Raw genomic sequence first — 24,526 nt, 5'->3', positions numbered from 1 at the left:
TTGGTCAATAACGTTACCGAGTTACACTTTCGCGCATGCTCTCCCTCGAACTCCTCTACCTGCAACGGGTTCGCGACGCCCTGGCCTGGATGCTCGACCACGCCCGGATGCGGGTCACCACCGGCGAACAGATCGCCGGGGACCGGTACACCGCCGAAACCCTCGGCCGGATGTTGAAGAGCCACGCGAAGGAACTAGCCTCCGAGCCGGACGGCCCGCCGTACTTCGGGCGGATGGACTACGACGACCATCGCTACTACATCGGCCGCCGCCGGATCACCGACGCGACCGGGGCCGCCCTGGTCATCGACTGGCGGGCGCCGGTGTCGGCCCGGTTCTACCAGGCCGGCGCCCGGAACCCGCTCGGTGTCACCGCCCGGCGACGTTACGGCTGGACCATGACCGTTCCGGCCCAGCTGACCGGGTTCGAGGACGAGGACCTGCTGCGGGAGTACGCGGAACCGAGCCGCCTGCTGACCGAGGAGATCGAACGGCCCCGCGTCGGCCCGATGCGCGACATCGTCGCCACCATCCAGCCCGACCAGGACGAACTGGTCCGCACCGCACTGAACCGTTCGCTGTGCATCCAGGGCGGCCCCGGCACCGGGAAGACCGCGGTCGGCCTGCACCGCGCCGCCTATCTGCTCTACACCCATCGTGAGCAGCTGAAACGTACCGGCGTGCTGATCGTCGGCCCGAACCCGGCGTTCCTGCGTCACATCGCCGCGGTGCTACCCGCCCTCGGCGAGATCGACATCCGGCAGCGCACTCTCAGCGACCTGCTCGGCACCCCGCAGCTCGCCGACGACCCCGCTGCCGACACCGTCAAACACGACCCGCGGATGGCCGCGGTGCTGGCCGCCGCGATCCGCGCGACCATCAGCGCGCCGATCGGTGACCTCGTCGTACCGGATGGCTCGGTCCGCCTGCGCGTCCCCGAAGCAGACCTGGCCCGGCTGGCCGGCCGGATCCGCGCCGAGAACCTCCCGCACGAGCTGGGCCGCGAACGCCTGCGGGCCCGCATCACCGGCCTGCTGGCCCGGCAGATCGAAAGCCGCGGCGAGAGCACCGGCTACGCCTGGACCCAGCGGATCAGCCGCTGCAAACCGGTCAAGGCGGTCCTCGACCAGGTGTGGCCGAAAGTGCGCCCGGACGACCTGCTGGCCACCCTGCTGAGCGACCCCGCAACCCTGGCCCGTGCCGCCGACGGCATCCTGACCGCCGCCGAACAGGCCACGATCCGCCGTCCGCGCCGCTCCCGCCGCTGGTCGGCCGCCGACCTGGTGCTGCTCGACGAGATCGCCGGCCTGATCGACCACCCGGAGTCCTTCGGCCACATCGTGGTCGACGAGGCCCAGGACCTGTCCCCGATGGAGTGCCGGGTGATCGCCCGCCGTAACCGCCACGGATCACTGACCGTGCTGGGCGACCTGGCCCAGGGCACCAGCGGATGGGCCGCCGCCGACTGGCCCGCCCAGATGGCCCATCTCGGCCGTCCCGATGCCCCGATCACGGCTCTGACCAGAGGTTTCCGGGTCCCCGCCGTGGTCCTGAACTACGCGAACCGCCTACTACCCGCCCTGGGCGTCTCGGTCCCGGCGACCACGTCGGTCCGCGCCGACGGTTCACTGACGGTCGACGAGATCCCCGACGTGGCGACGGCAGTACGCGCCGCCCTCACCTACGAGGGTTCGATCGCCGTGATCGCCACCGAATCCCGCCTGGCGACCATCAACCCCGACATCATTGACGTACGGGTGACGCTGCTCCCCGCCCACCTGGCCAAAGGCCTGGAGTTCGACCACGTGATCGTCGTGAACCCGCAGGAGATCATCGACGCCGAGCCCCGAGGCCAGAACCGCCTGTACGTGGCCCTGACCCGAGCCGTCTCCCGCCTGGACGTCCTGTCCGTCCTTTAGAAGTAGTCGTGCAGGGTCGGGGCCGGGCCACTGGCCGCAGCGCGTAGCACCTCGTCGGTGTCGGCGTTCCCACCGGTCAGGAAGCCGCCGCGGCGCAGTTGCTGCGGCGTCGCACCCGCGTACCAGGCGGCCAGACCGCGCGCTGCCAGCCGGACGACGCCCGCGCCACCCGGTTCCAGCCGTGCGTGCCCGCCGTCGAGGGTCAGCCGATGGTGGCCCTGGTTCCAGGGGCAGACGTCGTCGGTCAGTTCCAGGTCGACTTCGCCGGTCAGGTGCCGTGGCCAGCCGCGAGCGGCGATCGCGCCGGGCGCGTCGACGACCCGCAGCATCCATGGTTGCGGCGCCTCGGGGGTGGCGTCGCCGCGCGCCAGCAGCGACCAGGCCGGGTCGGTGGGGCCGAGCCGGATCAGTGTCGCCGGTGCGACGCTGGCCCAGCCGCCGAACATCGCCAGCAGCGTGCGTGTCGCCTCGGGTGTCAGGCCGATCAGGTCGTCCACGGTCACCGTGCCACCGGCGTCGTAGCCGGGGCCACGGTTCCAGCTGGCGTACCCGACGATGGTGCCGCCGTCGTCGACGGCGACGGTGAAGCCGTGATAGTCGGCCAGCAGTTGTTCCGGCGGCGTCGCGAAGGTGGGCCCGGAGCGTTCCATCATGCCGGTGCCCGCTCGCGCGACCTCCCGGTAGATCTCCTGGACAGTCTCGATGTCGGCAGGAACCGCGGGCCGCAGCGTCGTCGCCTTGTCCGGCCGGATCCCGGCCAGCACCCGCGTCGGCACCCGGTAGTAGGTCAGCGCCCCGACTTCTTCCCAGCCCAGCGCCCGGTACGGAGCCGGGGTGGTGTCGAACAGCACGCTGATCACCGCACCGCGTTCCCGGGCATCCTGGAGCAGCCGGGTCAGCACGAGCCGGCCGAGACCACGCCCCCGCAACTCCGGCGCGGCCGCGACACCCGCGACGCCGCTGGCCGGCACCGTTCGGCCACCGAACCAGTGGCCCTGCTCGCGATCCACCGCCTTGGCGACCAGCCGACCGTCCGGATCGAAGACACCCAGCGACCGGCGGCCGGGGGTGTCCGAACTCCAGTCCGGCGGCATGGGCCGCTCGTGGTACCCGAACGTCAGGCTCCCGAGCTCCCACGCGAGCCGTTGATCCGCGGGACCGAGAGACCGCACCTGATACGTCACTCCGCACATTCTGCCAGCCGTCTCCGGCACGGCAGACCGACGACTGGCATCCGGCCCTGGTCAGGCGCCGGCGATCCGGGGGACGTTCGGCCTCCAGCGGCGCCGGTGTCTTACGCCTGTCCTGCGCGGCGGTCGAGAGAGGCGAGGATGAGTTCCCGGGCGGCATCGACGGTGGGTGCATAGGTGGCCGGGTCCCGGCCGATACGTTCCGCGCCCGCCCGCATGACACCGGAAAGCAGCTCCACCGCCAGGTGCACGTCGCCGACGTCGCGGAACTCGCCGCGTTCGACGCCGTCCCGGACCACGTTCTCGACCTCGACGACGATCGTGTGGAACGGGCTGTCCGGCCCCTTCGGCACGTCGACGGACGGCAGACCGAGGCCGGGCCGGAACATCAACTGCAGGACCGGGTCCTGGAACGCGGCCAGAACCGCCTCGACGATCTCCCGCATCCGCTCCGCGGCCGGGTCGGTGGAACGCGCGGCGATCGTGGCCACCCGCTCGACCGTGGGCCGGCCCACCCGCTGGGTCAATGCCAGAACCAGCGCTGCCTGGTCGCGGCCGTAGTTGTACAGCGTGTTGCGGGCGAGCCCGGCCCGGGCCGCGATGTGTCCCATGTTGATCGAGTCGTAGTCGCGTTCGAGCAGTAGTTGCCGCATCGCCTCGGCGAGATCGGCCCAGACCATCTCGTGATGTTCCCCGATGCTGGCTCCCCGGATCCGCGGCATCCGGTCATCCTTCCCTACGGCAGCGGGTCATCCGGTGACCACCTTCGGGTAGTGGCGGCGCAGATTGGCGGCGATGACGCGGTCCAGCAGCCGGTCGGAGAGCAGCCGGGTCAGGCCGATGATCAGGGCAGCGTCCCGGCCGATGGTGTAACGGGTACGCGGCCTGCGGGCCGTCACGACCTTCGCGATGACCCGGGCGGCGGCGTCGGCGGTCACACCCGAAGCCGTACCCGTCTCCATCAACGTGTTGATCGCCTGGACCAGGCCGCCGTAACGGGCGTCCTGCTCCGGCGTCATCTCGGTCGCCAGCCGGTTCGCCGTGGCGACCCCACGGGCGGCCATCTTCGTACGGACGCCACCGGGCTCGACCACCACCACCGGTACACCCAGCGACGCGACCTCCCGCCGCAGCGAGTCGCTCACCGCCTCCAAGGCGAACTTCGCACCGGCGTACGCCCCGTAGGTCGGCATGGCGGCCTTGCCCCCGATCGAACTGATGTTGACCACGCGGCCCTTACCGTCCAGCAGCGCGGGCAGCAGCGCCTGGGTGACGGCGATGTGGCCGAACAGGTTGACCTCGAACACCCACCGCCACTGCTCCATCGGCAGTGCTTCGACCGGCGCGTTCACCTGGATGCCCGCGTTGTTGACGAGGGCGTGCAGCGGACGCGGGTCTGCACCGACCCGGGCGGCGAGCGCCGCGATCTGCTCGGCTCTGGTGATGTCGAGGATGACCGGCTCGACGCCGGTCGCACGGATGGCGTCGGCGTCGGCGTCCCGTCGCACGCCGGCCAGAACATGAAATCCCTGGCGCGCCAGTTCCCGAGCGGTTGAGGCACCCATACCGGTGGAAGCACCGGTGACCACGATCAGCTTCTGCATGCCCGCACCATGCCTTATACGACAACCTGTCGTCAAGATTGCGACGAGGTGTCGCGAAAATCGGGATGGACGACGGCCCGTGGGCGAATCGGATCACTCAGGGGTGGTGCTGACCGGCTCGGGAGGCGTGCAGTGAGGCGAGGAGTTGGAGACGGTCGGCGTCGGGGCCGGACGGGGCGGTGTAGACCAGCATCACCGGGCCCGGGTTGCCCGGCAGCGGGTAGGTGTCCCAGTCCAGGAGGATGTCGCCGACGCCGGGGACCCGGAACGTCTTCGTGCCGCTCACCGACTCGCGGACATCGTGCCGGGCCCACAGGCGGCGGAACTCGGCGCTGCGGATCGACAACTCGCCGACGATCGCGGTGGCTCGCGGGTGGGTGGGGTCAGTGGCGACGGCGGTCCGCATCATGCCGATGTACTCCAGGGCCTGCCGCTCCCAGTCCGGGCAACCGCGGTCGCCGGTCAGGGTGTCCTCGAACATCAGCAGCAGCATGTTGAGACGGTCCGGCGGGTAGTCGGCCGGGCTGCCGAGCAGCGCCTCGGCCATCGGGTTCCAGTCCAGCACGTCCAGATGGCGGCTGAGCACGACCGCCGGGGTGTGCAGGGCCCGCAGCATCCGGCTGGTGCTCGACGGGACCCGCTCGGGTGTGCGGCCGGCCGTCGCGGGCACCGGCTTGCGGGCGGCGCGGGCCAGGGTGAACAGGTGGCGGCGTTCCTCCTCGTCGAGGGCGAGCGCGGAGGCGAGCGAGTCCAGCACGTCGTCGGACGGCCGTACTTCCCGGCCCTGTTCCATCCGCTGGTAGTAGTCGGTGCTCAGCCCGGCCAGCATGGCCAGTTCCTCGCGCCGTAACCCGGCGACCTTGCGCCGCCCACCGGGTTCCAGGCCGACGTCACGGGGGCGCAGCCGGTTGCGCCGGGCTCTGAGGAAGTCACCGAGCTCTCTCGCGTACGGATGCGTGCTGTTCATGCCCCGAGTCTGCCTCGCGCCGGAGGGCCGAAGGTAGGTCTGCTCGTCCTAGGCAGACGAGTACGACGAAGCCCGCCCGCATCGCTCCTAGCGTCGTGGCAACACCCACGAAGGAGCACTTCATGAGCAGTCCCCTCGCCGTCGTGACCGGCGCGAACTCGGGCCTCGGCCTGGTCACCGCCACCGAACTGGCCCGCCGCGGCACCCGGGTGGTGCTGGCGGTCCGCAATGTCGCCGCTGGTCAGGAGGTGGCCCGGCGGATCGGCGGCGACACCGAGGTCCGCGAGCTGGACCTGGCGTCGCAAGCGTCGGTGCGCACGTTCGCCGAGAAGCTGACCGCCGACCATCCCACCGTCGACCTGCTGATCAACAACGCCGGCGCGGTCCTGCTCGGCCCGCGCCGGACTTCGGTCGACGGCTTCGAGCTGATGCTCGCCACCAACATGCTGGGCCACTTCGCCCTGACCGGCCTGCTGCTGCCGCACGTGACGGAGCGTGTGGTCAACCTGAGTTCGGTCACTCACAAACCCGCGAAACTGAACTTCGACGATCTGATGTACGAACGGAACTACCGTGGCAACTCCGCGTACGGCCGGTCGAAACTAGCCAGCACCGTCTTCGGCATCGAGCTGGACCGCCGCCTGCGCGCCGCGAACTCCCCGGTCATCAGTGTGCTGGCCCACCCCGGGATGACCCGCACCAACCTGACCCCGCGCGCCTGGGAACACCTCGGCCGGCGGGGCCGGATCATCGCACGGCTCGGCCTGCTGGCCACCCAGCCGCTGGAACAGGGCACCCAGCCGCAGCTACGGGCCGCGACGGGCCACGGCGTGAAGGGCGGCCAGTTCTTCGGCCCGCGCGGCCCGTTCGAGTTGTTCGGCGAGGTCACCGAGGTCCGTCCCAGTCGCGAGGCCGCCGACCCCGCCGTCGGCAAACGCCTGTGGACGGCGGCCGAGGAGCTGACCGGCGTCCGGTACCTGTAGTGCTCACAGGTCGTCGGCCCAGGCCGCGAGCTTACGCAGGATCGGAGCCCGGCCGGTGAAACGTTCCGCCATGTCACGGTTGTCGTAGGTGTAGCCGCCGCGGTCGACCGGGCCGCCGACCGCGGCGACCATCCGCGGCGCGAGCCAGAAGAGCCGTGCCGCGCCGGTCACCCGAATCGCAGCGCCCGGCCCGCGTCCAGCACCGCGTGCCGTCGCTCCCACAACCGCCGCAGGCCGGCCCGCAGCTCCGGCGACCAGGCCGACACCACCACGGGATGGTCCCAGTCCACGACGCCGGGAACCGGCTGGGCCAGGGTGGCGTCGGCCATGAAATCCCGGGGCCACCAGGGCACTCTCGCCGGTTCCCGCCCGGCCCAGGCCGCCTGCGCGACACCCAGCCGGTAGGCGACATCACCCAGCTCGGCCGGGCCGAAAGACCGGCCGGGCGCCCCCGCCACGTCCTCCAGCCACATCGCCACCGACCCGTCGGCCCGCTCCTGCACCGACAGACACTCCGGAGCCGACAAGCCGCCCGCGGCGAAGATCTCGGACGGAACCCCGGCCTGGTACGCGCAAGGCTCTCGCCTCCAGTAGTTGAAGTGGCCCGGGTCCGCACTCGCCGCCATGTGCGGCATCGCCCCCGCACGGCGCGGCCACCTTCAGAACCACCGGCCCGTCATCGCGGCGCACCCGCCACACCCCGCCGGTGGTCTCGTTCGCCGATCCGTGCTCCAGTTCCTCGGCGATCCACCCACTGCGCACCAGATCGACAGGAATCGTCATGCCCCCAACCTAGATCCTTTAGGGTGTGCACGTGGGTACCTGGGGCAGCGGCAACTTCGACAGCGACACGGCCGCGGATCATCTGTCGAGCCTGACCGCACGGCTGGTGCGCGAGATCGAGGACGCGATGTCCGGCGACCCGGTCGAACTGGAGGCCGACGAGTACTGGGGCGTCGCCGTCCCCTGCAACCTGGAGATCCTGAACGTCCTGGCCACCCAGCACTGGGTCGGCGTAACGCTGCCCGAGGCGGCGACGGTCGAGTCCTGGAAGGCGACCTACCTGGCCGCGTGGGACGCGAGCATCGACGATCTGGAGCCGAGCCCCGAGTTCAAAACCCAGAGACGAGCAACCCTTGTGAGTACGTTCGACCAGCTCACCGAGGCGATCCGCGCCAAATAGCCGCGCTGCCGGTCAGGTGACGAGGTATCCGGTGGCCCGCAGAAGCGCCCGGGTGAACCGGTTGAGATCAACACCGGGAAGCTCCGACAGCGCGAACCAGCCCACCTCGCTGATCTCCTCGTAGTCCGGGACCGGCGTCCCGCCGACGAGGCCCGCCTGGTAGACGGCGGTCACGTAGGCGACCTGGTCACCGTTGGGGTAGGTCACCTCGAAGTCGGCGCCACCGAGCACATCGAGCAGCCGCGGCCGCCCGATCTGGACCCCGGTCTCCTCCCGGATCTCCCGCACGGCCGCCTGAGCCGGCGACTCTCCGATGTCGACCGCCCCGCCGGGCACCGCCCACCCGGCCGGATCCCCGGCATGACGCACCAACAGAATCCGCGAACAATCGTCGACGACGACAACCGACACCGACGGCAACTGCACCATCTCGTGGCCGATGACCGCCCGCAGCCGAGCGAGATGCGAGGAGATACCCACCGATGCACGGTAGCCGCCTCGCGGGTGACCGGGCCTGTTCGGCGGCTCCCCTCGGCGCGGTCGGGCCGATGCTGAAGTCCCCAGCCGTGGTCATTCCGGAGCACGCTCGAGGTAGATCTCGGCCAGCCGTGGGTAGCGGGCCCGCATCTCACCGTCGTCGTCGTGATCGAAGTCGTCGGCGGCCGCGGGCCTTTCGAACGTTTCGGCGGGAAGCTTGCCTCGCGCCGCGTCGAGAGCTCTATAGAAGGCCTCTTCTTCGCCGAACGCCCTTCGCCCGACACCGAGCATGTCCTCGCATTCGAGGAAGTCGTCATCCGGGTCGACGCCGAGTTCGGCGAGCGTGTCCGGGTCCTGCAGCGCCCGCTCCCAGGTGCGGCGTCCCTGGGTGACGAGCCACCCGCGGAAGTAGTCGAAGGCGTCGTCGGAGCAGCCACCTTTCATCAGGTAGGCGGCACCCCAGAGGTTCCCGTCGTAGGACCGCGCACCGAGCACGTCGTAGTGGAGCGCGAACGCCACAGCCGACTCCGGGCCCAGTTCGGTGAGACGATTCTCGATACGTTCGGCCACTTCCTCGGCACCTTCGGCGGTCCGGGTGTCGTCCACACCCGCACGCGCGTCCTCGACTACCGCCCAGAAGGCGTCCCCGTCCATGATCGCCATGTCGGCGATCCTGCCACGCCGACTGGGCAGTGAGATACCCGACGGGCCGGGCCGCTGGCGCGGCTCCGGCCCGTCGGTGCAGGTCAGCTGCAGGTGGCGCCGTTGAGTTTGAACGCGGTCGGGGCCGCCGCGTTGCCGGTGTGGGTGGCCTGGTAGCCGATGGAGACCGAACCGGCGGCCGGGATGGCGCCGTTGTAGCTCGCGTTTGTCGCCGTCACCGTGCCGCTGGACGGGGCGTATGCGGCGCTCCAACCTGACGTGATCGTCTGGCCGGTGGCCAGGGTGAACGCCAGGGTCCAGCCGTTGATCGCGGTGGTGCCGGTGTTGGTGACGGTGAGCGTGTTGGTCAGGCCGGTGTTCCACGCGTTGACCGTGCTGGTGACCCGGCAGGCGCCGGTGCCCCCGGTCGGAGACGTGGACGGCGACGGGGATGTCGACGGGGACGGCGAGGTGGACGGCGACGGCGAGGTCGACGGCTGGGTGCCGAGGCCGGCCATGATGGCGGTGATGATGCCCTGCTGGGTGACCGTGTTGGCGCTGCGGTCGAACAGGCCGAAGCCGTGCTGGCCGTTCCAGCCGTTGTCCCAGTACGCGGTGGCCGCCCCGTACTTCTTCGCGGTCGCCACCAGCGTGCGCGCGTAGTTCGCCCGGTACGTGTTGTTGGCCGAGTCGTACGACGTCTTGTCGATGGAGCCGTATTCGCCGACGAACACCGGATATCCCCGTACGACGAAGGTGTCCTGCATCTTCTTCAACTGGGCGTCCATGAAGTCTTCCTGGCCCCAGGTCGACTTCTTCGCCGGGTTGGTGGCGGCGGCGCCCCACTGGGTGATGGTGCCGTCCTCGGTGCCGGTGAAGTCCCACGGGTCGTAGTAGTGCACCGAGATCATCAGGCGCTGTTCGGCGGCGGGGATCGTGGACGACCGGTAGGTGTCGGTCGGGATCACGAAGCCGTAGTTGCCGGCCGTGTAGTCGATGTTGGTGTTCCAGCCGGGGACCAGCAGCCAGCGGGAGGTGTTGACGCCGCCGGTCTGGCGCACGGTGTTGACGAAGATCTGGTTGTACGCGTTGATGTTCGTGTAGCACGGCTGGGTGGGGTTGCCGTACTGGCCGTCGAAGTTCTCGTTCATCGACTCGAAGATCAGTTTCTCGCTGTAGGCGGAGAACTTGGTCGCGACCTGCTGCCAGACCTTCTGGTACTTCGCCTGGATCGTGGTCTGTGATGACGCGTCGCAGATCAACCATGAACCGGAGACCGTCTTGTAGCCGTCACCGTGCATATTGATCAATACATACAGACCCTTGCTGTACGCGTAATCAACGACCTCTTTGATCCGGTTCAACCACGCCGTGTTGACCGTGTAGTCGGGCGCCGCTCCGATGTAGCCGAGGTAGGAGACCGGGATCCGGATCGTCTTGAAGCCGGAGGCCGCCACCCGGTCGATGAGGGCCTGTGTCACCACCGGGTTGCCCCAGGCGGTCTCGCTGGGGATGCCGTTGTTGCTGGCTTCGAGAGTGTTGCCCAGGTTCCAGCCGGCGCCCATGTCGGCGACCAGCTGGGGACCGGTCAGTGCGGCCGTGACGTCGGCTGCCGCTGGTCTCGTCACGCCGTACACGGCTCCGGCGAAGGCCAGGGTGGCGGCGAGGACCGCGAGCCCGGCCTTTCGTACTGTCGAGGTCATTGATGTTCCCTCTCGTGGGGGTCGACCTCCCGGGCCCGGGGACGAACGGGGATCAGGCCTGGGAGCGCTCCCGCGATTGTAAATCATCTATGTCCGGCTGGTAACGAGTTCGTCAGCGGTGCGGGAAGTGCGCGAAGCGGAACGGATGAAGATCAGCACCAGAGCGGCGCCGACGGCGTAGACGATCGCGCTCATCACGTAGCTGATCCGGAACGCGGCCTGGGTGGGGACGGCCAGGATGGTGATGACCAGGGCGCTGCCGATCGTTCCGCCGATCGTACGCATGATGGAGTTGATGGAATTGGCGATGCTCGTGTCGTGCGGGTCGACGTGGCTGATCAGCAGAGCCGGCATCGCGGCGTAAGCCATCGCGATGCCACAGCTCAGCAGCACGAAAGCGATGATCACTTCAGCCTTGCCGTCGTGCGCGAGGGCCAGCGACAGCGAGCTGAGTGCGGCCGTCACGCAGGCGGCGACCAGGACGAGACGCGGGCCGATCCGGTTGACCAGGCGGCCGGCGAGCGGGCCGGCGACGATGCTGACGGCCGCGCCGGGCAGCAGGAAGACGATGCTGGTCTCCAGGACCGAGGCGCTGAAGCCGAAACCAGCGGTCTCCCGGGGGATCTGGACGAGGTAGCTGGTGGCGAGTTGCCCGGCGAACATGGCGAAACCGACGGCCATAGCGGCCAGGTTGGTGATCAGGACCGGACGGTGGCGCAGCAGTTCGACCGAGACCAGGGGTGCGGCGGAGCGGCGTTCCAGGATGATGAATCCGGCCAGGATGGCAGCGGCGACTGCGAACAGGCCCAGCACGCGGGGCGAGGTCCAGCCCCAGCTGTGGCCCTGGGAGATCGGCAGCAGCAGGCTGATCAGCCCGGCGGAGAGCACCGCCGCACCCAGCCAGTCGACGCGCCCGCCGCCACCGGCACGCCGGGGCAGAGTGCAGGCCAGCGCCAGAGCGATCAGGCTGACCAGCACCGACACACCGAAGGCCCGGCGGTAGTCGCCGTCACCCTGGGCGAGCAGTCCGGCGGCGACGAGGGCGACACCACCGCCGACACCGAGAGTGGACGCGACCACGGCCATGCTGCCGGTGAGCCGGTCGGCGGGCAGCTCGTGGCGCAGCAGGCTGATGCTCAGCGGGAACAGGCCCATGCTGGCGCCCTGCAGGATCCGGCCGGCGATGAGCCAGCCGATGTCGTGCACGGTGGCGGTGATCACGCTGCCGATCAGGGTGATGACGAGGGCGGCGATGAAGACCGGTTTGATGCCGTAGACGTGCCCGAGCCGGCCGAGCAGCGGGGTACAGGCGGAGGCGGCGAGCAGCGTGGCGGTGGTGACCCAGCCGGCCGTGGTGGCGTCGACGCCCAGCTGCTGGGCGATCTGTGGGAGCACCGGCACCGGGATGGATTGGATCATCGACAACAGGAAGCTGCTGGCCGCGGCTGCGATCAGCAGCATCGTCGGCCGCGGGGGCGGGTTCATGGCGGTCATGCTAGACGGCATAATTGACAGAGCGTCAAGTTTTTCAGTCAGGCGTCGAGAATCACATCGGTAGGGTGGCGATCATGAACCGGCGGCGGACCGGCCCGTCCAAGGGCGACATGCGGGAGGCGGCGATCCTCGACGCCGCGCGGACTCTGTTCACCGAGCAGCCGTTCGACGCGGTCACCATCGACGACCTGGCCCGTGCCGCCGGGCTGTCCCGCACCGGGTTCTATTTCTATTTCCGCACCAAAGGCGCCGTGCTGACCGCGCTGATGGCCCGGTTCTGGGACGTGCTGGGCGCCTCGCACGTCTGGTTCGACAGCACCGGCCCCTCCCCCGCCCTGCTGCGCGAGCAGTTGCTCGCGTCCGCCCGGCTGTGGCGCGAGCACGCCGGGGTGCTGTCCTGCACCCCGAGCTCGGCCGAGGTGCGCGAGTTCAACACGCGGGTCACCGCCCGCCACGACCAGCGCTGCGCCGACAAGATCAGCCGCGATCAGGAGCTGGGCACGGCCACCACCACTATCGCCGCGATCCGGCTGGCCGAGATGATCGGCGCGATCCGCGACGCCCGGTGGGCGCAGATGGCGAAGGCCTCCGACACCGAGCTGGACGACGCCGTCCAGGACATCGCCGAGGCGATTCAGCGCCTGGTCTACGGCCCCACCACGGCGAGTTGATGGGCGCGCTCCCAGATCTTCCGCGGGTGATCACCGGGCATGGATGACGTTGAACAGGGTACGGTTGCGCCGATCGAGACTTGGCGCGGACCAGAATTGAGTGGTGATCGGGTGTGACGACCCCACCCGACGATCTCTTCGCAGGCGGCAGTGAGACCGGCCGCCTCATGAGCGCACGAGCCTGGCCGGACACTGCCCTCGGGCCGGTCAGCGCTTGGCCGCAGAGCCTGCGATCAGCCGTCCGGGTCGTGTTGTCCTCACGCTATCCGATGCTGCTGCTGTGGGGCCCGGACCTGACACAGCTGTACAACGACGCGTACTCCGCGCTGATCGGCGACAAGCACCCGGCCGCCCTCGGGATGGATGTGCGGGTCACCCTGGCCGAGGGCTGGGACGTCCTCGAACCCCTGATCCGCGGCGCGATGACCACCGGCGTCGCGAGCTGGGTGCCGGCCCTGCAACTGCTGCTCAACCGGGCCGGCTACCGCGAGGAGGCATACTTCAGCGTCTCCCACGCCCCCGCCCGCGACGACACCGGCACCACCGTCGGGGTCCTGACGGTGTGCAGCGAGGTCACCGAGCAGGTGGTCGGCGAGCGGCGGCTGCGGCTGCTGCGCGATCTCGCGGTCCCGGCGATCGGCGGGACCGGTACCGATGCGGTCGCCGCCGAACTGTGCGCGATCATCGGCGGTCAGCCCTTGGACGTGCCGTTCGCCGCCGTCTACCTCACCGACGGCTGTGTGCTGCGCCGATCGGCGATGGTCGGCGCCGACGCCTCGGCACTGCCGGAGACGGTCGCGCTGGACGGCGACGACGCCGATCCATGGCGGCTGCGGGCCGTCGCCGGGGGCGCGGCGTCCGCGACGGTCGCGGTGGGCGGGCTGCTCACCGTCACCGGTGGTGCCTGGCAGGATCCGGTGGGTACGGCGTTCGCCCAGCCGTTGCCGTCCGCGGATCCGTCCCAGCCACTCGGGGTGCTGCTCATCGGGGTCAGCCCGAGCCGGGCACTGGACGTCACCTACCGCTCGTTCCTGCAACTGCTCGCCCAGCAGGTCGCGGTGGCGGTCCGTAACGAACGGGCCTACCAGGAGGAACGTGACCGGGCGGCGGCTCTGGCCGAACTCGACCGGGTGAAGACCGACTTCTTCACCAACGTCAGCCACGAATTCCGTACCCCGCTGACGTTGATGTTGGGACCGCTCGCCGACGCCCTCGCCGACCACGACGAGCCGCTGGGCGAAGCGCAGCGAGCCCGAGCCGACACCGCGTTGCGCAACGCGAACCGGCTGCTCACCCTGGTCAACGAGCTGCTGACATTCGCCGGCACCGGCTCCGGCCAGGCCGTCACCGAACCCCGCACCCTGGACCTGGCCCGGTTCACCGGCGAGCTGGCCGGAGTGTTCCGGGCCGCCGTCGAACGGACCGGCCTGCGGCTGATCGTCTACTGCCCACCCCTGCCGCGCCCGGTCGCCGTGGACCCCGGCCACTGGGAGAAGATCGTCACGAACCTGATCTCGAACGCGCTGAAGTTCACCTTCACCGGCGAGATCCGGGTGCTGCTGGAATCCGATGCGACCGAGGTCCGGCTGAAGGTCACCGACACCGGGATCGGCATCGACGACGACGAACTGCCGCATCTCTTCGAAAGATTCCACCGGGTTCGCGGTACGCGGTCGCGCAGTCACGAGGGCACCGGCATCGGGCTGGCGCTGGTCCGCGAACTGACCCGGCTCGCCGGTGGTGACGTGTCCGTGACAAGCGTGTCCGGCGAGGGCACCACGTTCACCGTGGCTCTGCCGTGGACCGCTGTCGCCGGCGCCACCTCGGACGACGCCCCCGACGTCTCCACCCTGGCCGACGTCCGGACCGCCGCGAGCATCGCCGCTAACTGGGACGGCGGCGAATCGATCGTGTCCGGTACCGGCGACGTCCGGATCCTGGTCGCCGACGACAACGCCGACATGCGGTCCTACCTGGCCCGGCTGCTCACCGCCGAAGGCTGGCGGGTGGAGACGGTCGGCGACGGCGAAGCCGCCCTGCACGCCATCCGCCGCATCCGCCCCGACCTGCTGATCACCGACGTGATGATGCCCCGGCTGGACGGGTTCGCCCTGGTCCGCCGCCTGCGCACCGACGAGACCACCCGCGCCCTGCCGATCGTGATGCTGTCCGCCCGCGCCGGCCAGGAGTCCGGGGTCGAGGGACTGGCCGCCGGCGCCGACGACTACGTGGTCAAACCGTTCAGCGCCCGTGAACTCATCGCCCGGGTCCGCGGCACCCTGCGACTGGCGAACGTGCGGGCCACCGGCGCCGGACCGGACCCCGCACCCACCGACGCCGCCTCCCTGATCACCGCGGGCTGGGAGCTGGAGCAGGCCTTCCAGAGCGCCACCGATCTGGTCCGGGCGATCACCGGCGCCTCCGCCGCGGTCACCGTCCTGGACGGCGGCACGCAGCCGCTGCGGTTCGCCAGCCAGACCGGCGCCGAGACCACCGGAGACCAGCTCCGGGCCGAGATCACCGGCTCCCCGGCCGGGTTCCGCCGCGGCGAGATCACCCTGCACGTCACCGACCCCGGCCGGGCCACCGGCGCGTTCCTCGCGGCCGCCGCCGAAGTCCTCGCCCGGCTCGCCCACAACGACCGGCAGACCGGCCACGACCAGCACGCGCCCGTCCCCGACGGCTGGGAACTGCACCTGGCACCACCACGGGCCGGCGGCTGGACCGACGTGACCGCCACCGGCGACGGCGACCTGCTCGTCAGCGTCGGCGAAAGCAGCGGCCCCGGGCTCAGCGCCATGGTCACCGCGGAACTGCTCCGGGCCGCGGTCCGGGCGTACGCCATCGAGGAACCCTCCCCCGCGAGGCTCGTCGCCCGTCTCGTCCCGGCCGCGCCGGATTCCCTCCCGGCCACCCTGCTGGTCGTCACCGTCGACCCCCGGACCGGGCGTTTCAGCTGGGCCGGCGCCGGCCACCCCGGCCCCGCGCACGTCGTCCCCGGTGTCCCCGGCCAGCGGCTCACCGGCGACCTGCTCGGCCACGGCGAACAGTTGGTGCTCTACTCCGGCGACAACGCCGCCGTCACCGTGCGCCGCGGACCGGCCGTCGCCATCCCGGCCGACACCGAACTGCCCGACCTGGACGTCACCTGGGTCTACCCGCTGGAAGCCGGAGCGTCCTCGGCAGCCCGCCGCGACCTGCAGACCATCCTGCCCGACGACGTCGACGCCGACCTGCTCTACGACCTGCAGGTGGCCGTCACCGAGGCGATCAACAACGCGGTCGAACACGCCCAGCAGCCCAGCCGGCCCGAAGTACGGGTGCGGATGCTGGCCGCCGGCGGACTGTTACGCGTCGAGATCCAGGACTTCGGCGGCTGGCGGGCCCGCCCACCGGCCCGGGACCGGGGCCGTGGCGCGATTCTGATGAACGCGTACGGCGACGTCCGGGTCACCGCCACCTCGGCCGGCACCCGGGTCACCATCGAACGCCGGTGGATCGCCCCCGATCACTCCGGCGGCAGCACCGCGACCTCGGCGTAGAAGCGCCGGATCCGCTGGACGGCCTGCTCGAACGAGTCCAGGTCCATCGGCTTCTTCACATACGCGTTGGCGTGCCGCACGTAACTGGCGGTGATGTCCGGCAGCGCGTCCGACGTGGTCAGCACCACCACCGGGATGCTCTTCAGCGCGTCGTCACCCTTGATCTGCAACAACGCCTCATGGCCGCCCATCCGCGGCATGTTCAGATCGAGAAGCACCAGGTCGGGGCGGGGCGCGTCGGCGTACTCGCCCTCGCGCCGCAGGAACGCCAAGGCCTCGGCACCGTCCGACACCCGGCTCACCAGAGGCGGCACCGGCTCGGCGGCCAGCGCTTCCTCGATCATCATGGTGTCGGCATCGTCGTCGTCGACGATCAGCACGTGAGCCACGGTCATCGCAGTCGGTTCCTGTCGGTCGGCAGCACCGGCCCGAACAGCCCGGCTCAGGCAAGCTACTGCACCCAGGACACGATCAGATCACCACGTCCCCACAACAGCTGATCATGCTGCTTGCAGGTGCGTGACCATCGGTCCCACCCGGTTCCGGCCGTCCCGTTTAGCTTGATACAGACTAAGGTCGGCGGCCTCCAGAAGCTGCCGCGCGGCACCGATTTCACCCGGCCGGGCGGTAGCCACCCCGACACTGACGGTCACCCGTCCGCTCGGCGCCGTCACGTGTTCGGCCGCCAGCTCCGACACCGCCAGCCGGATCCGTTCCGCCACCTCCACGGCGTCACCACCGGCGATGATCACCGAGAACTCCTCACCGCCGTACCGGGCCGCCAGGTCCCCCTCCCGGATCGCCCCGGCGAGGGTCGCGGCCACCTTCCGCAGGCAGTCGTCACCACCCAGATGCCCGTAGTGGTCGTTGTAGCTCTTGAAATGGTCGATGTCCACCATCACCACACTGACCGGCTCGTCCCCGGCGACAGCGTCCACCCACGCCTGGTCCAGCGCCTCGTCCAGCCGCCGCCGGTTGGCCAGCCCGGTCAGCCCGTCGGTACGGGACAGGTTCTCCAGCCGCGCGTTCGCCTCGGCGAGCGCCCGGGTGTCATCGGAGATCCGCTGGGCCGTCACTCGCCGGATCCGGTAGAAGACGAGCCCCAGCCCGACACTGGTCATCGCCACCGCGACAGCCTGAACAGCCTGGCTGCCCGCGAACCCTTCAGCGAACTGTGCCGCCAACGCGACCATGGGCGCCACGACGAGCAGACCCCTGGCACTGCGGGCCGGCAGCATCAGTGCCGGATAGATGATCGCCACGACCAGCACGGCGGAGGCAAGCATTGGAATCCGCGGCGTCAGCCATCCCCAGACCCCGCTGGCCAGCAGACACGTGACGACGCCAGCCCACTTGTCCCGGTCTCCGGGTGCTCTCCGGACGGCGAATCCGACGACCGTCAGCAGCAACGCCATCCCGGCCATCGCCCAGCGGATCGGCCCGTCCAGGAGCCAGGCCGCCGCCACATAGATCGGCACCGCCGAACTGCTCAACAGATTGGCCTGGCGCTCAGCGGTATCCGCCAAGGCCGCTGAAGTCCTGGGGGCACGCGCGTCGTCCATGCCCGCCCCGTTCGGTCGCCCCGCCGCTGCGGGAGAGGTTTCGCCGCGTTGCAGATCGGTAGTTTCGCTCCAGCCGGAACGACGGGGCCTGCCGGCCGCGTTACCGCGCCGATCATCCACAGCCGGTTCCGGGCGCCCGGATACCGCTCCGGCCGTGGATACGCTGCACCGTCGTTGCGAATGCGGAGGCTGATTCGATGGGCTTTGCGGAATTGATCCTGGCGGCCCTGGCCGCGGGTGCCAGCTCCGGCATCACCGAAGCCACCACGTCGGCGGTCGGCGAGGCCTACACCGGCTTGCGTGACCGGCTGCGGACGTTGACCGGCCGGCCCACCGTCACGGAACTGACCGCCGCCGACGATCCTCGGCAACGCCTGCTGGAACTGCTGCGCGACGCCGGCCGAGCAAGGGCAAGGATGGGGTACGCCGGTTGCTGGCGACCGGGGCGATGCAGTACCACGGCGTGATCGACGACATCATCGACCAGCTGTTCCACTGAGCCGCCGGCAGCCAGAGGGAGAAGTGCCCGCCCATGCTCACCTTTCTGACGCACTACCTGCTGGCGCTGGGGGCGACCGCCGCGCTCTGGCCGGTGGCGTCGCTGATCCTCGCGGGTGGAGCGTTCGGCTCACCGAAAGTGATCACGTTCGTGCGCACCGCCCGTTCTCGGCTGGTCAAGGTGCCGGCGACGGCGCTCTTCTCCTGTCACGGCGGCAAGGTCGACCTCACCGTGGTCGACCGGTCCCGAGCGACGGAGACGACCCTGACGATGTGGGAGCTGCAGGGTTTCCTGGCGAGGTTCTCGCTGCTCACCTGGGACGGCCCGCCGAAATCGGGTGCCCGGGTCCGGGCCCGGCTCGGCACCGAGTTGTGGCTGCGCCGGCTGGCGTTCGCCGTCTTCGTGGTGGCCCCGGCCGCGGCGGCGACCTGGCTGGCGTTCACCGCGCACTGGCTCTGGATCTGCGGCGCGGTCGCCGTACTCGCCGGCACCACCTACAACGCACTGACCGGGAAACTGCTCGTGCTCAAACCGGGCGGGGCCTTCCAATGGGTCACGTTCCTGCTGCTGGGCTCGGTCGCCGGCCGCTGGATAGCCGAGAAGACCGGCATCGACTGGCTGTACTGGTGGTCGGTGCTGCTCGGTGGCCTGCGCCCCGACTGGCACGACCGGATCGTGCCGGTGGTCCTGGCCTGGACGATCGCCGTCGTAATCAGTTCGGTCGTCCTCGCCCTGGCCGATGAGAGGTAGCCTGCCGGCCAGTACCATGCGGCGGGTTCGGAGGACGAACCGAACACGACCGCGTCACCCGCGGTCAGATGCTGTGCAGCCCCGACCGAAGGATGTCCCGAACCATGAGCTACCCCCCGCCCGGACCACAAGATCCGTACGGCCAGCAGCCGCCGTACCCGCCGCAGCCGTATCCGGGTCAGCCGTACTCGCCGCAGCCGTACCCGCAGCAGTACCACGGCCACTACCGGCCTCACCCGATGTCCGGGCCGCCGATGTCCGGGCCGCCGATGACGCCGTACCCGCCGCAGCCCGGCTACTATCCGCCGCCACCGATGGCGGTGGTCGTACCGACGTCCGGTCTGGCAGTCGCGTCCTTGATCTTCGGTTTGATCGGCTTCTTCGGCGGCTTCTGCGCCTTCGGCATCCCGTGCGCGTTCGCGGTGCTCTTCGGCCATCTGGCGCTGCGGGAGACGAAGAACGGCCACCGGTCCGGGCACGGCATGGCGGTCGCCGGGCTGATCCTGGGCTACATCCTGCTGGTCCCGGCGATCATCGTGATCGCGATGGGCGGCTTCGGAGCGGTGCTCGGCGCGGTGACCCCGGCGACCTCACCGTGACCCGGTGAACGTGTGTTCACCGTGACCCGGTGAACGTGTCGGAACCGAGCACGGTCAGCAGCGCGAGTTTGTCGTAGCTCTCGGTGCCGGGAGTGGCAGTGAAGATCAACAGTGACTGTCCCTGGTCGGGGTCGAGCAGCGTCTGGCAGTAGAGGTCGATCCGCCCGACCTCGGGATGCACGAAACGCTTGGCGTTGCTCCAGCGCAACCCGATCTCCTGCCGCTCCCACAGCCCGGCGAACTCGTCGCTGAGCCTCAGCAGATCGGCCACGAGCGCGGCGGCCGGCGATCCGGAGCCGTGCGTGGTGCTGACGGCGCGCAGGATCGAGGCGTACACGCGGCTGTTGAGTTCGTGGTCGTCGGGCAGGTAGCGGGCGCGGGCGGCCGGATCGGTGAACCACCGGTAGAGGGCACTGCGCGCCGGCCCGGTGAACCGCGTCTCGTCGCCGAGCAGCGCCACCGCCGGCGGCGTCTGCTGCAAGGTCTCGCCGAGCGGTCCCAGGATCTCGGCCGGGGTGTCCTGCAGCCGGTCCATCACCCGCAGCAGTCCCGGGCTGATGTGCGCATCGCGCAGCTGCCGGGACCGGGCCCGGTGCCCGCACAGCAGGAACAGATGGTCCCGCTCGTCCGGGGTCAGCCGCAGGCCACGGGCGATGGCCGCGGCCATCTGCGGCGACGGCTGGGAGCCGCTGCCCCGCTCCAGACGGGCCAGATAGTCGGCCGACATGTCACACAGTTCGGCGACCTCCTCCCGGCGCAGCCCGCTCGTGCGCCGGCGCGCGCCACGCCGCAACCCGACGTCCTCCGGTTGCAGGGACAGCCGGCGGCCGCGCAGGAAGTCACCCAGCCCGTCTCGGTCCAGTGCTGTCATCGGGTTCCCCTCGTCGTCTCCCCTCATCGTCCGGCAGACGCGTGCCGGTTATCCACGCCCTGTCATTCAGTGGCTGGGCAGGGCCTTCATCCGCCCGGCGCGGGCTCGTCTACTGGTGGACGTCTTCTTCCACTCCTGAGGAGTTCCCATGAGCAACTGGACCGCCGCCCAGCTCCCGGCCCTGACCGGCACCACCGTGGTGATCACCGGTGCCACCGGAGGCATCGGCCTGGTGACCGCCCGCGAGTTGGCCCGGGCCGGCGCCACCGTCGTGCTGGCCGCCCGCAACGTCGACAAGGCCCACCGCGCGGTGTCCGGTCTGCGCGGCGACTTCGTGATCCAGCACCTGGACGTGGCCGACCTGGACTCGGTGCGAACGTTCGCGGCGTCCTACAGCGGCCCCGTCGACATCCTGATCAACAACGCCGGTGTGATGGACATCCCGGCGGCCCGGACCGCGCAGGGCCTGGATCTGCAGACCGCGACCAACTACTTCGGCCCGCACCTGCTCACCAACCTGCTGCTCCCCCGCCTGACCGACCGCGTGATCACGGTCGGCAGCCAGCTGCACCGTTTCGGCCGGCTGAACCTGGACGACCTCGACTGGCAGACCCGCAAATACAACGGCCTCGCCGTGTACGAGTCGTCGAAGCTGGCCGTGGTCCTGTTCTCCCTGGAACTGCAACGTCGCCTGACCGAAGCCGGCAGCCCGGTCCGTTCCCTGGTCGCGCACCCCGGAGTCGCCCGGACCGCCCTGGTGGATCATTCCCCGCTGGGTGTCATCAACCGGTTCCCGTTCCTGGTCCAGGACGCCGAACAGGGCGCACTCCCCCTGTTGTACGCGGCCACCCAGAACGTCCCCGGCAACGCCTACGTCGGTCCCGACGGCCTGTTCAGCTTCACCGGCTACCCGAAGGTCCGCAAACCCAGCCGAGCCGCCCGGAACCCCACCACCGCCAAGGCCCTCTGGGCGGCGACCACCGCTCTCACCGCCTGACCGACACCGTGAAGCGGCGGCCCGGGTTGGGGCCGGGGGTGGCCGTGATGCGCAGTGGCCGGCCCGGATGGGTGGGCGTGATGGTCAGGCACCGGACCAGCAACGCCACCGTGGCGACTGCGAGCGCCTCGGTCATCCCGGCGCCGAGACAGGTGTGGCCGCCGACCGAGAACGGCGCGTAGACCGAGGCCCGCCGAGCCGCCGTGAAATCACGGTCGATGTCGAACCGGTCCGGATCGGGGAAGAACTCGGCGAGGTGGTGGGGCACGCAGGTCGCCACCAGCACCCGGTCCCCCTCGGCGATGTGGAAACCTTCGAAATCAAAGGCCTTCGTCGCCGTACGGGCGGAGCCGGGCGCCGGTGGGTAGACGCGCAGAGTCTCCAGAATCAGCCCGCGAAGTGCCGGAAGACCGCGCAGCCGTTCCCACGTGATCGGTTCGGCGCCGGCCTCGCTGGTGACCCGTTCGAGCACTCCGGGGTTGTCCAGGAGCGCACGCAGCATGAAGCTGTAGAGGTAGGCGACAGTGTTGACACCCGCGAAGTAGCCCTGCAGGGCCATGCCGGCCCGGACGTCGAGCGAGTACTGTTCGCCGTTCTCGTCCACCGCGTCGAGGGCCTGGTCGAGCAGGTCCCGCGGCCCGCCGGTCGGGTGGGCGGCCCGTTCGGCGAGCGCGTCCCGCGCGAAGGCGTGGATCTCCGCGCGCGCCCGCCGGTACGCGGGCAGCCGCAGCGCCGCCGCTGGCCACTTCCCGGCGATGGTGACGTCGAGGACCAGTTCGAACGCCGATCGCAGCGTCGTGAACCGGGCCGCGGAGCTGGCTCCGGTGAACGCCACGGACAGTTGCGCGGCGGCCAGCCGCTGACAGGCGTCGACCACCGGCAACGACCGCTGCCCCTGCCAGCCGTCGAAGGCCTGCTCGGTCTCCCGCACGACGTCGTCCCAGCGTGCGGCCAGCAGGTCCCGGGACAGCCCGGTGGCGAGGACCTTGCGCAGATGCCGGTGCGGACGCCCGCGCAGCACGTGGACGCGCATGCCGAACTCGTGGTTCAGCCCGCCGAAACTGGTCTCGCTGGAGAACACGTCCTCGCCGTGTTCGAGCAGGAAACGGTTGGCGCGTTCCCCGGCCATGATGACGAACGCCTGGTTGAGTGCCTTGACCCGGTAGACCGGGCCGAGCCGGCGGTAGGTGTCGACGAAGAACCGCTGGACGTCACCCATCATCGGCAGGGCGTTGCCGAGCAGGGGCAGTCCGGGCACCTGAGGGGGTCGCGTCATCCGTGCATTGTGGACTACGGCAGCCACTGGAGCCCGTCGGTGGACAGCGCCGGCAGGCGGTCGCGGGCTCCAGGGCGCGGATCCGGGCCGCGGCCGATCACATCGGTGCCGGCCGGGGTGACCAGGGACCGGTCGAAAGTGAGCACGATCAGTTCGCGGTCGTCGCTGAGGTGGTCCACCCGCCATCGACTGGTCAGCAGACCCAGGGCACCCCGGCCCCGCCACGTGAACCGCCCGGTCGCCGGGTCGAACCGGTCGACACCCGTGATCCGCCGCTGTCTGCCGGACCGGGTGCGATAGCCGACCTCGTCGCTGAACCGCAGATCGGGACCGGGCAGTACCCCGTACGAGAAAGTGGGGTTGATCCTCCGCCCGGACAGCCACATCGGGAACGTGCTCGCCAGCACCCGCCACTGCCCCGGCAATGTCGCCCGCAGCGTCTCCGCATCGATCATCCGCCGATGATGCCACGCTGCGGCGCACTGTCGTCCTGGTCGCTCAGCCACCCCCGTTTCCCGGCCAGCACGGCGATCTGGAAACGGGTCCGGGCGCCGAGTACCGAGCCGGCGTCGCTGATGTGCTGCTGAACGGTACGGCGGCTCAGGTGCAGGATCCGGGCGATCGTGTCGTCCTTCATGCCGACCGCCATCATCCGCAGGATCTCCCGGGTCCGCAGGTCCCGCCCGGAGGCCGGTAAGGCGTCGCCGGTGTCCGACAGGTCGTGCCGTTTCGTCAGCAACACCGGCTCGGCGCGGTCCCACACGCTCTCGAACAGTGCCACGAGCGCGGTCACCAGTGCGGGCGAGTGCACCACGAGCGATCCGGAGGAGGGGCGGTCCCCGCGGATCGGCAGCAGAGCGGCCGCCCGGTCGAAGATCACCAGCTTCACCGGGATCTGCGAGGTCAGCCGCATCTTGCCGCCCTGGCCCGTGCCGCGCAACGCCGTCATGAGGGACACCGCGTCGGTGAGACCGTCCGTCTCGTACACCGATCGCATCCGCACCTCGGGCGCCACTGCCACGGTCTCGGCCGACGCACTCGTCACGTACGGCGGCTTCGCCAGATGCAGCACCTCCGACGAACTCTCGGTCAGCAGCTGGCGGTAGCGCGCGGGCACCTCGTCGGCATTGCTTAGCACCTCCACCACGCCGGTGCTACGGGGCCCGGACACCGCCTCGTGTGTCTCGAAGAGCCGTTCCACCAGGTCCTCGGCCCGGGCCAGTTCGGCTCGCTGCCGGGCCAGCAGGGCACCGAGCGACGACCGTGGTGGCGCGGCCGCCCAGCGCGGCACCACGCCACCGATCCGCGACGCCAGTGCCGAGTCCGCGAGCAGCCACAGTGCCTGGTCCGCCTCGGCGGGCGTCAAACCGGCCGCGGACGCCACTTCGTCGCGGTCCGCCGATCGCACCGCCATCAGGTGCTCCAGCACCCGGCCGGCGGACGGATCGAGACCCGTCGCCGACCACGGTATGTCCGTTGTATTCATACGCGTTTACACCCCTCGATCCGAGCATGCTCGGCGTGCCGATGGCTCCGATGAATCGGGGATTACGAATGGGTAAGAAGCTGTCCGGCCGGGTCTGCGCACTTGCGCAAG

Annotated in this window: 25 protein-coding genes; 9 read left to right on the top strand and 16 right to left on the bottom strand. The window is 70.2% G+C overall.

Annotation, left to right across the window (positions count from 1 at the left end):
• Positions 1-35: 35 nt before the first annotated feature.
• Complete coding sequence (locus BLU81_RS08365) at positions 36-1,919, top strand: HelD family protein (RefSeq protein ID WP_092543139.1); 1,884 nt, start codon at positions 36-38, stop codon at positions 1,917-1,919.
• Here the strand turns inward: BLU81_RS08365 and BLU81_RS08360 are convergent.
• The 4 genes from BLU81_RS08360 to BLU81_RS08345 form a co-directional block, all read right to left on the bottom strand.
• Positions 1,916-3,103, bottom strand: coding sequence for a GNAT family N-acetyltransferase (locus BLU81_RS08360; RefSeq protein ID WP_172890510.1), 1,188 nt, complete (start codon positions 3,101-3,103; stop codon positions 1,916-1,918). The genes BLU81_RS08365 and BLU81_RS08360 overlap by 4 nt on opposite strands.
• Before the next feature lie 110 nt (positions 3,104-3,213).
• Positions 3,214-3,831, bottom strand: a complete 618-nt coding sequence (locus tag BLU81_RS08355; protein ID WP_092543135.1) for a TetR/AcrR family transcriptional regulator — start codon at positions 3,829-3,831, stop codon at positions 3,214-3,216.
• A gap of 27 nt (positions 3,832-3,858) precedes the next feature.
• On the bottom strand, positions 3,859-4,713 hold the full coding sequence (locus BLU81_RS08350; protein ID WP_092543133.1) for an SDR family NAD(P)-dependent oxidoreductase: 855 nt from the start codon (positions 4,711-4,713) through the stop codon (positions 3,859-3,861).
• 97 nt (positions 4,714-4,810) lie between these two features.
• Positions 4,811-5,680 (bottom strand): helix-turn-helix transcriptional regulator, encoded by an 870-nt coding sequence (locus BLU81_RS08345; RefSeq protein ID WP_092543131.1) that lies wholly within the window; start codon positions 5,678-5,680, stop codon positions 4,811-4,813.
• 122 nt (positions 5,681-5,802) lie between these two features.
• On the opposite strand from BLU81_RS08345, the gene BLU81_RS08340 reads away from it, so the two are divergent.
• A complete protein-coding gene (locus BLU81_RS08340) occupies positions 5,803-6,663 on the top strand; it encodes an oxidoreductase (protein ID WP_092543129.1) in 861 nt (286 codons plus the stop codon).
• Positions 6,664-6,666: 3 nt separating this feature from the next.
• Here BLU81_RS08340 and BLU81_RS50380 read toward each other — a convergent pair whose 3' ends face one another.
• Positions 6,667-6,834, bottom strand: a complete 168-nt coding sequence (locus BLU81_RS50380; protein WP_231954310.1) for a hypothetical protein — start codon at positions 6,832-6,834, stop codon at positions 6,667-6,669.
• Positions 6,831-7,289 (bottom strand): hypothetical protein, encoded by a 459-nt coding sequence (locus BLU81_RS50375; protein WP_231954308.1) that lies wholly within the window; start codon positions 7,287-7,289, stop codon positions 6,831-6,833. The genes BLU81_RS50380 and BLU81_RS50375 overlap by 4 nt, the downstream gene beginning before the upstream one ends.
• Before the next feature lie 188 nt (positions 7,290-7,477).
• Here BLU81_RS50375 and BLU81_RS08330 point away from each other — a divergent pair, with 188 nt between their 5' ends.
• Entirely contained in the window at positions 7,478-7,846 is a 369-nt protein-coding gene (locus BLU81_RS08330) for a DUF4259 domain-containing protein (RefSeq protein WP_092543127.1), read from the top strand.
• A gap of 12 nt (positions 7,847-7,858) precedes the next feature.
• Here BLU81_RS08330 and BLU81_RS08325 read toward each other — a convergent pair whose 3' ends face one another.
• The 4 genes from BLU81_RS08325 to BLU81_RS08310 all read right to left on the bottom strand — a co-directional run bounded on the left by BLU81_RS08325 (position 7,859) and on the right by BLU81_RS08310 (position 12,153).
• Entirely contained in the window at positions 7,859-8,326 is a 468-nt protein-coding gene (locus BLU81_RS08325) for an NUDIX domain-containing protein (RefSeq protein WP_092543125.1), read from the bottom strand.
• A 90-nt stretch (positions 8,327-8,416) separates the two neighbouring features.
• Entirely contained in the window at positions 8,417-8,986 is a 570-nt protein-coding gene (locus BLU81_RS08320) for a DUF4240 domain-containing protein (RefSeq protein WP_231954306.1), read from the bottom strand.
• 83 nt (positions 8,987-9,069) lie between these two features.
• Positions 9,070-10,668, bottom strand: coding sequence for a cellulase family glycosylhydrolase (locus BLU81_RS08315; RefSeq protein ID WP_092543123.1), 1,599 nt, complete (start codon positions 10,666-10,668; stop codon positions 9,070-9,072).
• A gap of 87 nt (positions 10,669-10,755) precedes the next feature.
• The gene (locus BLU81_RS08310; RefSeq protein ID WP_092556782.1) at positions 10,756-12,153 is read right to left on the bottom strand and encodes an MFS transporter; all 1,398 of its coding nucleotides are present in this window, start codon (positions 12,151-12,153) and stop codon (positions 10,756-10,758) included.
• A gap of 83 nt (positions 12,154-12,236) precedes the next feature.
• Here BLU81_RS08310 and BLU81_RS08305 point away from each other — a divergent pair, with 83 nt between their 5' ends.
• Both BLU81_RS08305 and BLU81_RS08300 read left to right on the top strand, forming a co-directional pair.
• Positions 12,237-12,833 carry a TetR/AcrR family transcriptional regulator gene (locus BLU81_RS08305; protein WP_157751407.1) on the top strand — a complete coding sequence of 199 codons (597 nt, stop codon included), beginning with the start codon at positions 12,237-12,239 and terminating at the stop codon, positions 12,831-12,833.
• A 113-nt stretch (positions 12,834-12,946) separates the two neighbouring features.
• On the top strand, positions 12,947-16,375 hold the full coding sequence (locus BLU81_RS08300; protein ID WP_231954305.1) for an ATP-binding protein: 3,429 nt from the start codon (positions 12,947-12,949) through the stop codon (positions 16,373-16,375).
• Here the strand turns inward: BLU81_RS08300 and BLU81_RS08295 are convergent.
• Both BLU81_RS08295 and BLU81_RS08290 read right to left on the bottom strand, forming a co-directional pair.
• Positions 16,342-16,770 (bottom strand): response regulator, encoded by a 429-nt coding sequence (locus BLU81_RS08295; RefSeq protein WP_092543119.1) that lies wholly within the window; start codon positions 16,768-16,770, stop codon positions 16,342-16,344. The two genes, BLU81_RS08300 and BLU81_RS08295, sit on opposite strands and share 34 nt — an antisense overlap.
• Positions 16,771-16,875: 105 nt before the next feature.
• Positions 16,876-17,937, bottom strand: a complete 1,062-nt coding sequence (locus tag BLU81_RS08290) for a GGDEF domain-containing protein (RefSeq protein ID WP_092543117.1) — start codon at positions 17,935-17,937, stop codon at positions 16,876-16,878.
• A gap of 197 nt (positions 17,938-18,134) precedes the next feature.
• Between BLU81_RS08290 and BLU81_RS08285 the strand changes: the two genes are divergently transcribed.
• The 3 genes from BLU81_RS08285 (at position 18,135) to BLU81_RS08275 (ending at position 19,785) form a co-directional block, all read left to right on the top strand.
• Positions 18,135-18,404 (top strand): hypothetical protein, encoded by a 270-nt coding sequence (locus tag BLU81_RS08285; protein WP_157751406.1) that lies wholly within the window; start codon positions 18,135-18,137, stop codon positions 18,402-18,404.
• 65 nt (positions 18,405-18,469) lie between these two features.
• Complete coding sequence (locus BLU81_RS08280; RefSeq protein WP_092543113.1) at positions 18,470-19,186, top strand: hypothetical protein; 717 nt, start codon at positions 18,470-18,472, stop codon at positions 19,184-19,186.
• A gap of 104 nt (positions 19,187-19,290) precedes the next feature.
• Positions 19,291-19,785, top strand: coding sequence for a DUF4190 domain-containing protein (locus tag BLU81_RS08275; protein WP_157751405.1), 495 nt, complete (start codon positions 19,291-19,293; stop codon positions 19,783-19,785).
• 16 nt (positions 19,786-19,801) lie between these two features.
• Here BLU81_RS08275 and BLU81_RS08270 read toward each other — a convergent pair whose 3' ends face one another.
• Positions 19,802-20,656, bottom strand: a complete 855-nt coding sequence (locus tag BLU81_RS08270) for a helix-turn-helix transcriptional regulator (RefSeq protein ID WP_092543109.1) — start codon at positions 20,654-20,656, stop codon at positions 19,802-19,804.
• 148 nt (positions 20,657-20,804) lie between these two features.
• Between BLU81_RS08270 and BLU81_RS08265 the strand changes: the two genes are divergently transcribed.
• On the top strand, positions 20,805-21,653 hold the full coding sequence (locus BLU81_RS08265; protein ID WP_092543107.1) for an SDR family NAD(P)-dependent oxidoreductase: 849 nt from the start codon (positions 20,805-20,807) through the stop codon (positions 21,651-21,653).
• On the opposite strand, the gene BLU81_RS08260 is transcribed toward BLU81_RS08265, so the two are convergent.
• The 3 genes from BLU81_RS08260 to BLU81_RS08255 are packed head-to-tail and all read right to left on the bottom strand — an operon-like array spanning position 21,643 to position 24,415.
• Positions 21,643-22,929 carry a cytochrome P450 gene (locus BLU81_RS08260; protein WP_157751404.1) on the bottom strand — a complete coding sequence of 429 codons (1,287 nt, stop codon included), beginning with the start codon at positions 22,927-22,929 and terminating at the stop codon, positions 21,643-21,645. The genes BLU81_RS08265 and BLU81_RS08260 overlap by 11 nt on opposite strands.
• A 14-nt stretch (positions 22,930-22,943) precedes the next feature.
• Complete coding sequence (locus tag BLU81_RS47735; protein WP_157751403.1) at positions 22,944-23,384, bottom strand: hypothetical protein; 441 nt, start codon at positions 23,382-23,384, stop codon at positions 22,944-22,946.
• Positions 23,381-24,415, bottom strand: coding sequence for a helix-turn-helix domain-containing protein (locus tag BLU81_RS08255; RefSeq protein WP_092543103.1), 1,035 nt, complete (start codon positions 24,413-24,415; stop codon positions 23,381-23,383). Before BLU81_RS08255 ends, BLU81_RS47735 begins: the two co-directional genes overlap by 4 nt.
• Positions 24,416-24,526: the final 111 nt, after the last annotated feature.

This window comes from Actinoplanes derwentensis, assembly GCF_900104725.1.
Taxonomy (GTDB): domain Bacteria; phylum Actinomycetota; class Actinomycetes; order Mycobacteriales; family Micromonosporaceae; genus Actinoplanes; species Actinoplanes derwentensis.
This window is presented reverse-complemented; position numbering and strand designations above follow the sequence as displayed.

What these genes read in the sequence shown, in the direction of transcription:
- BLU81_RS08365 (WP_092543139.1), top strand. Translation starts at nt 36, where the DNA reads ATGCTCTCCCTCGAACTCCTCTACCTGCAACGGGTTCGCGACGCCCTG.
- BLU81_RS08355 (WP_092543135.1), bottom strand. Translation starts at nt 3,831, where the DNA reads ATGCCGCGGATCCGGGGAGCCAGCATCGGGGAACATCACGAGATGGTC.
- BLU81_RS08350 (WP_092543133.1), bottom strand. Translation starts at nt 4,713, where the DNA reads ATGCAGAAGCTGATCGTGGTCACCGGTGCTTCCACCGGTATGGGTGCC.
- BLU81_RS08345 (WP_092543131.1), bottom strand. Translation starts at nt 5,680, where the DNA reads ATGAACAGCACGCATCCGTACGCGAGAGAGCTCGGTGACTTCCTCAGA.
- BLU81_RS08340 (WP_092543129.1), top strand. Translation starts at nt 5,803, where the DNA reads ATGAGCAGTCCCCTCGCCGTCGTGACCGGCGCGAACTCGGGCCTCGGC.
- BLU81_RS50375 (WP_231954308.1), bottom strand. Translation starts at nt 7,289, where the DNA reads ATGGCGGCGAGTGCGGACCCGGGCCACTTCAACTACTGGAGGCGAGAG.
- BLU81_RS08320 (WP_231954306.1), bottom strand. Translation starts at nt 8,986, where the DNA reads ATGGCGATCATGGACGGGGACGCCTTCTGGGCGGTAGTCGAGGACGCG.
- BLU81_RS08315 (WP_092543123.1), bottom strand. Translation starts at nt 10,668, where the DNA reads ATGACCTCGACAGTACGAAAGGCCGGGCTCGCGGTCCTCGCCGCCACC.
- BLU81_RS08310 (WP_092556782.1), bottom strand. Translation starts at nt 12,153, where the DNA reads ATGAACCCGCCCCCGCGGCCGACGATGCTGCTGATCGCAGCCGCGGCC.
- BLU81_RS08305 (WP_157751407.1), top strand. Translation starts at nt 12,237, where the DNA reads ATGAACCGGCGGCGGACCGGCCCGTCCAAGGGCGACATGCGGGAGGCG.
- BLU81_RS08295 (WP_092543119.1), bottom strand. Translation starts at nt 16,770, where the DNA reads ATGACCGTGGCTCACGTGCTGATCGTCGACGACGACGATGCCGACACC.
- BLU81_RS08290 (WP_092543117.1), bottom strand. Translation starts at nt 17,937, where the DNA reads ATGGACGACGCGCGTGCCCCCAGGACTTCAGCGGCCTTGGCGGATACC.
- BLU81_RS08285 (WP_157751406.1), top strand. Translation starts at nt 18,135, where the DNA reads ATGGGCTTTGCGGAATTGATCCTGGCGGCCCTGGCCGCGGGTGCCAGC.
- BLU81_RS08280 (WP_092543113.1), top strand. Translation starts at nt 18,470, where the DNA reads ATGCTCACCTTTCTGACGCACTACCTGCTGGCGCTGGGGGCGACCGCC.
- BLU81_RS08275 (WP_157751405.1), top strand. Translation starts at nt 19,291, where the DNA reads ATGAGCTACCCCCCGCCCGGACCACAAGATCCGTACGGCCAGCAGCCG.
- BLU81_RS08270 (WP_092543109.1), bottom strand. Translation starts at nt 20,656, where the DNA reads ATGACAGCACTGGACCGAGACGGGCTGGGTGACTTCCTGCGCGGCCGC.
- BLU81_RS08265 (WP_092543107.1), top strand. Translation starts at nt 20,805, where the DNA reads ATGAGCAACTGGACCGCCGCCCAGCTCCCGGCCCTGACCGGCACCACC.
- BLU81_RS08260 (WP_157751404.1), bottom strand. Translation starts at nt 22,929, where the DNA reads ATGACGCGACCCCCTCAGGTGCCCGGACTGCCCCTGCTCGGCAACGCC.
- BLU81_RS47735 (WP_157751403.1), bottom strand. Translation starts at nt 23,384, where the DNA reads ATGATCGATGCGGAGACGCTGCGGGCGACATTGCCGGGGCAGTGGCGG.
- BLU81_RS08255 (WP_092543103.1), bottom strand. Translation starts at nt 24,415, where the DNA reads ATGAATACAACGGACATACCGTGGTCGGCGACGGGTCTCGATCCGTCC.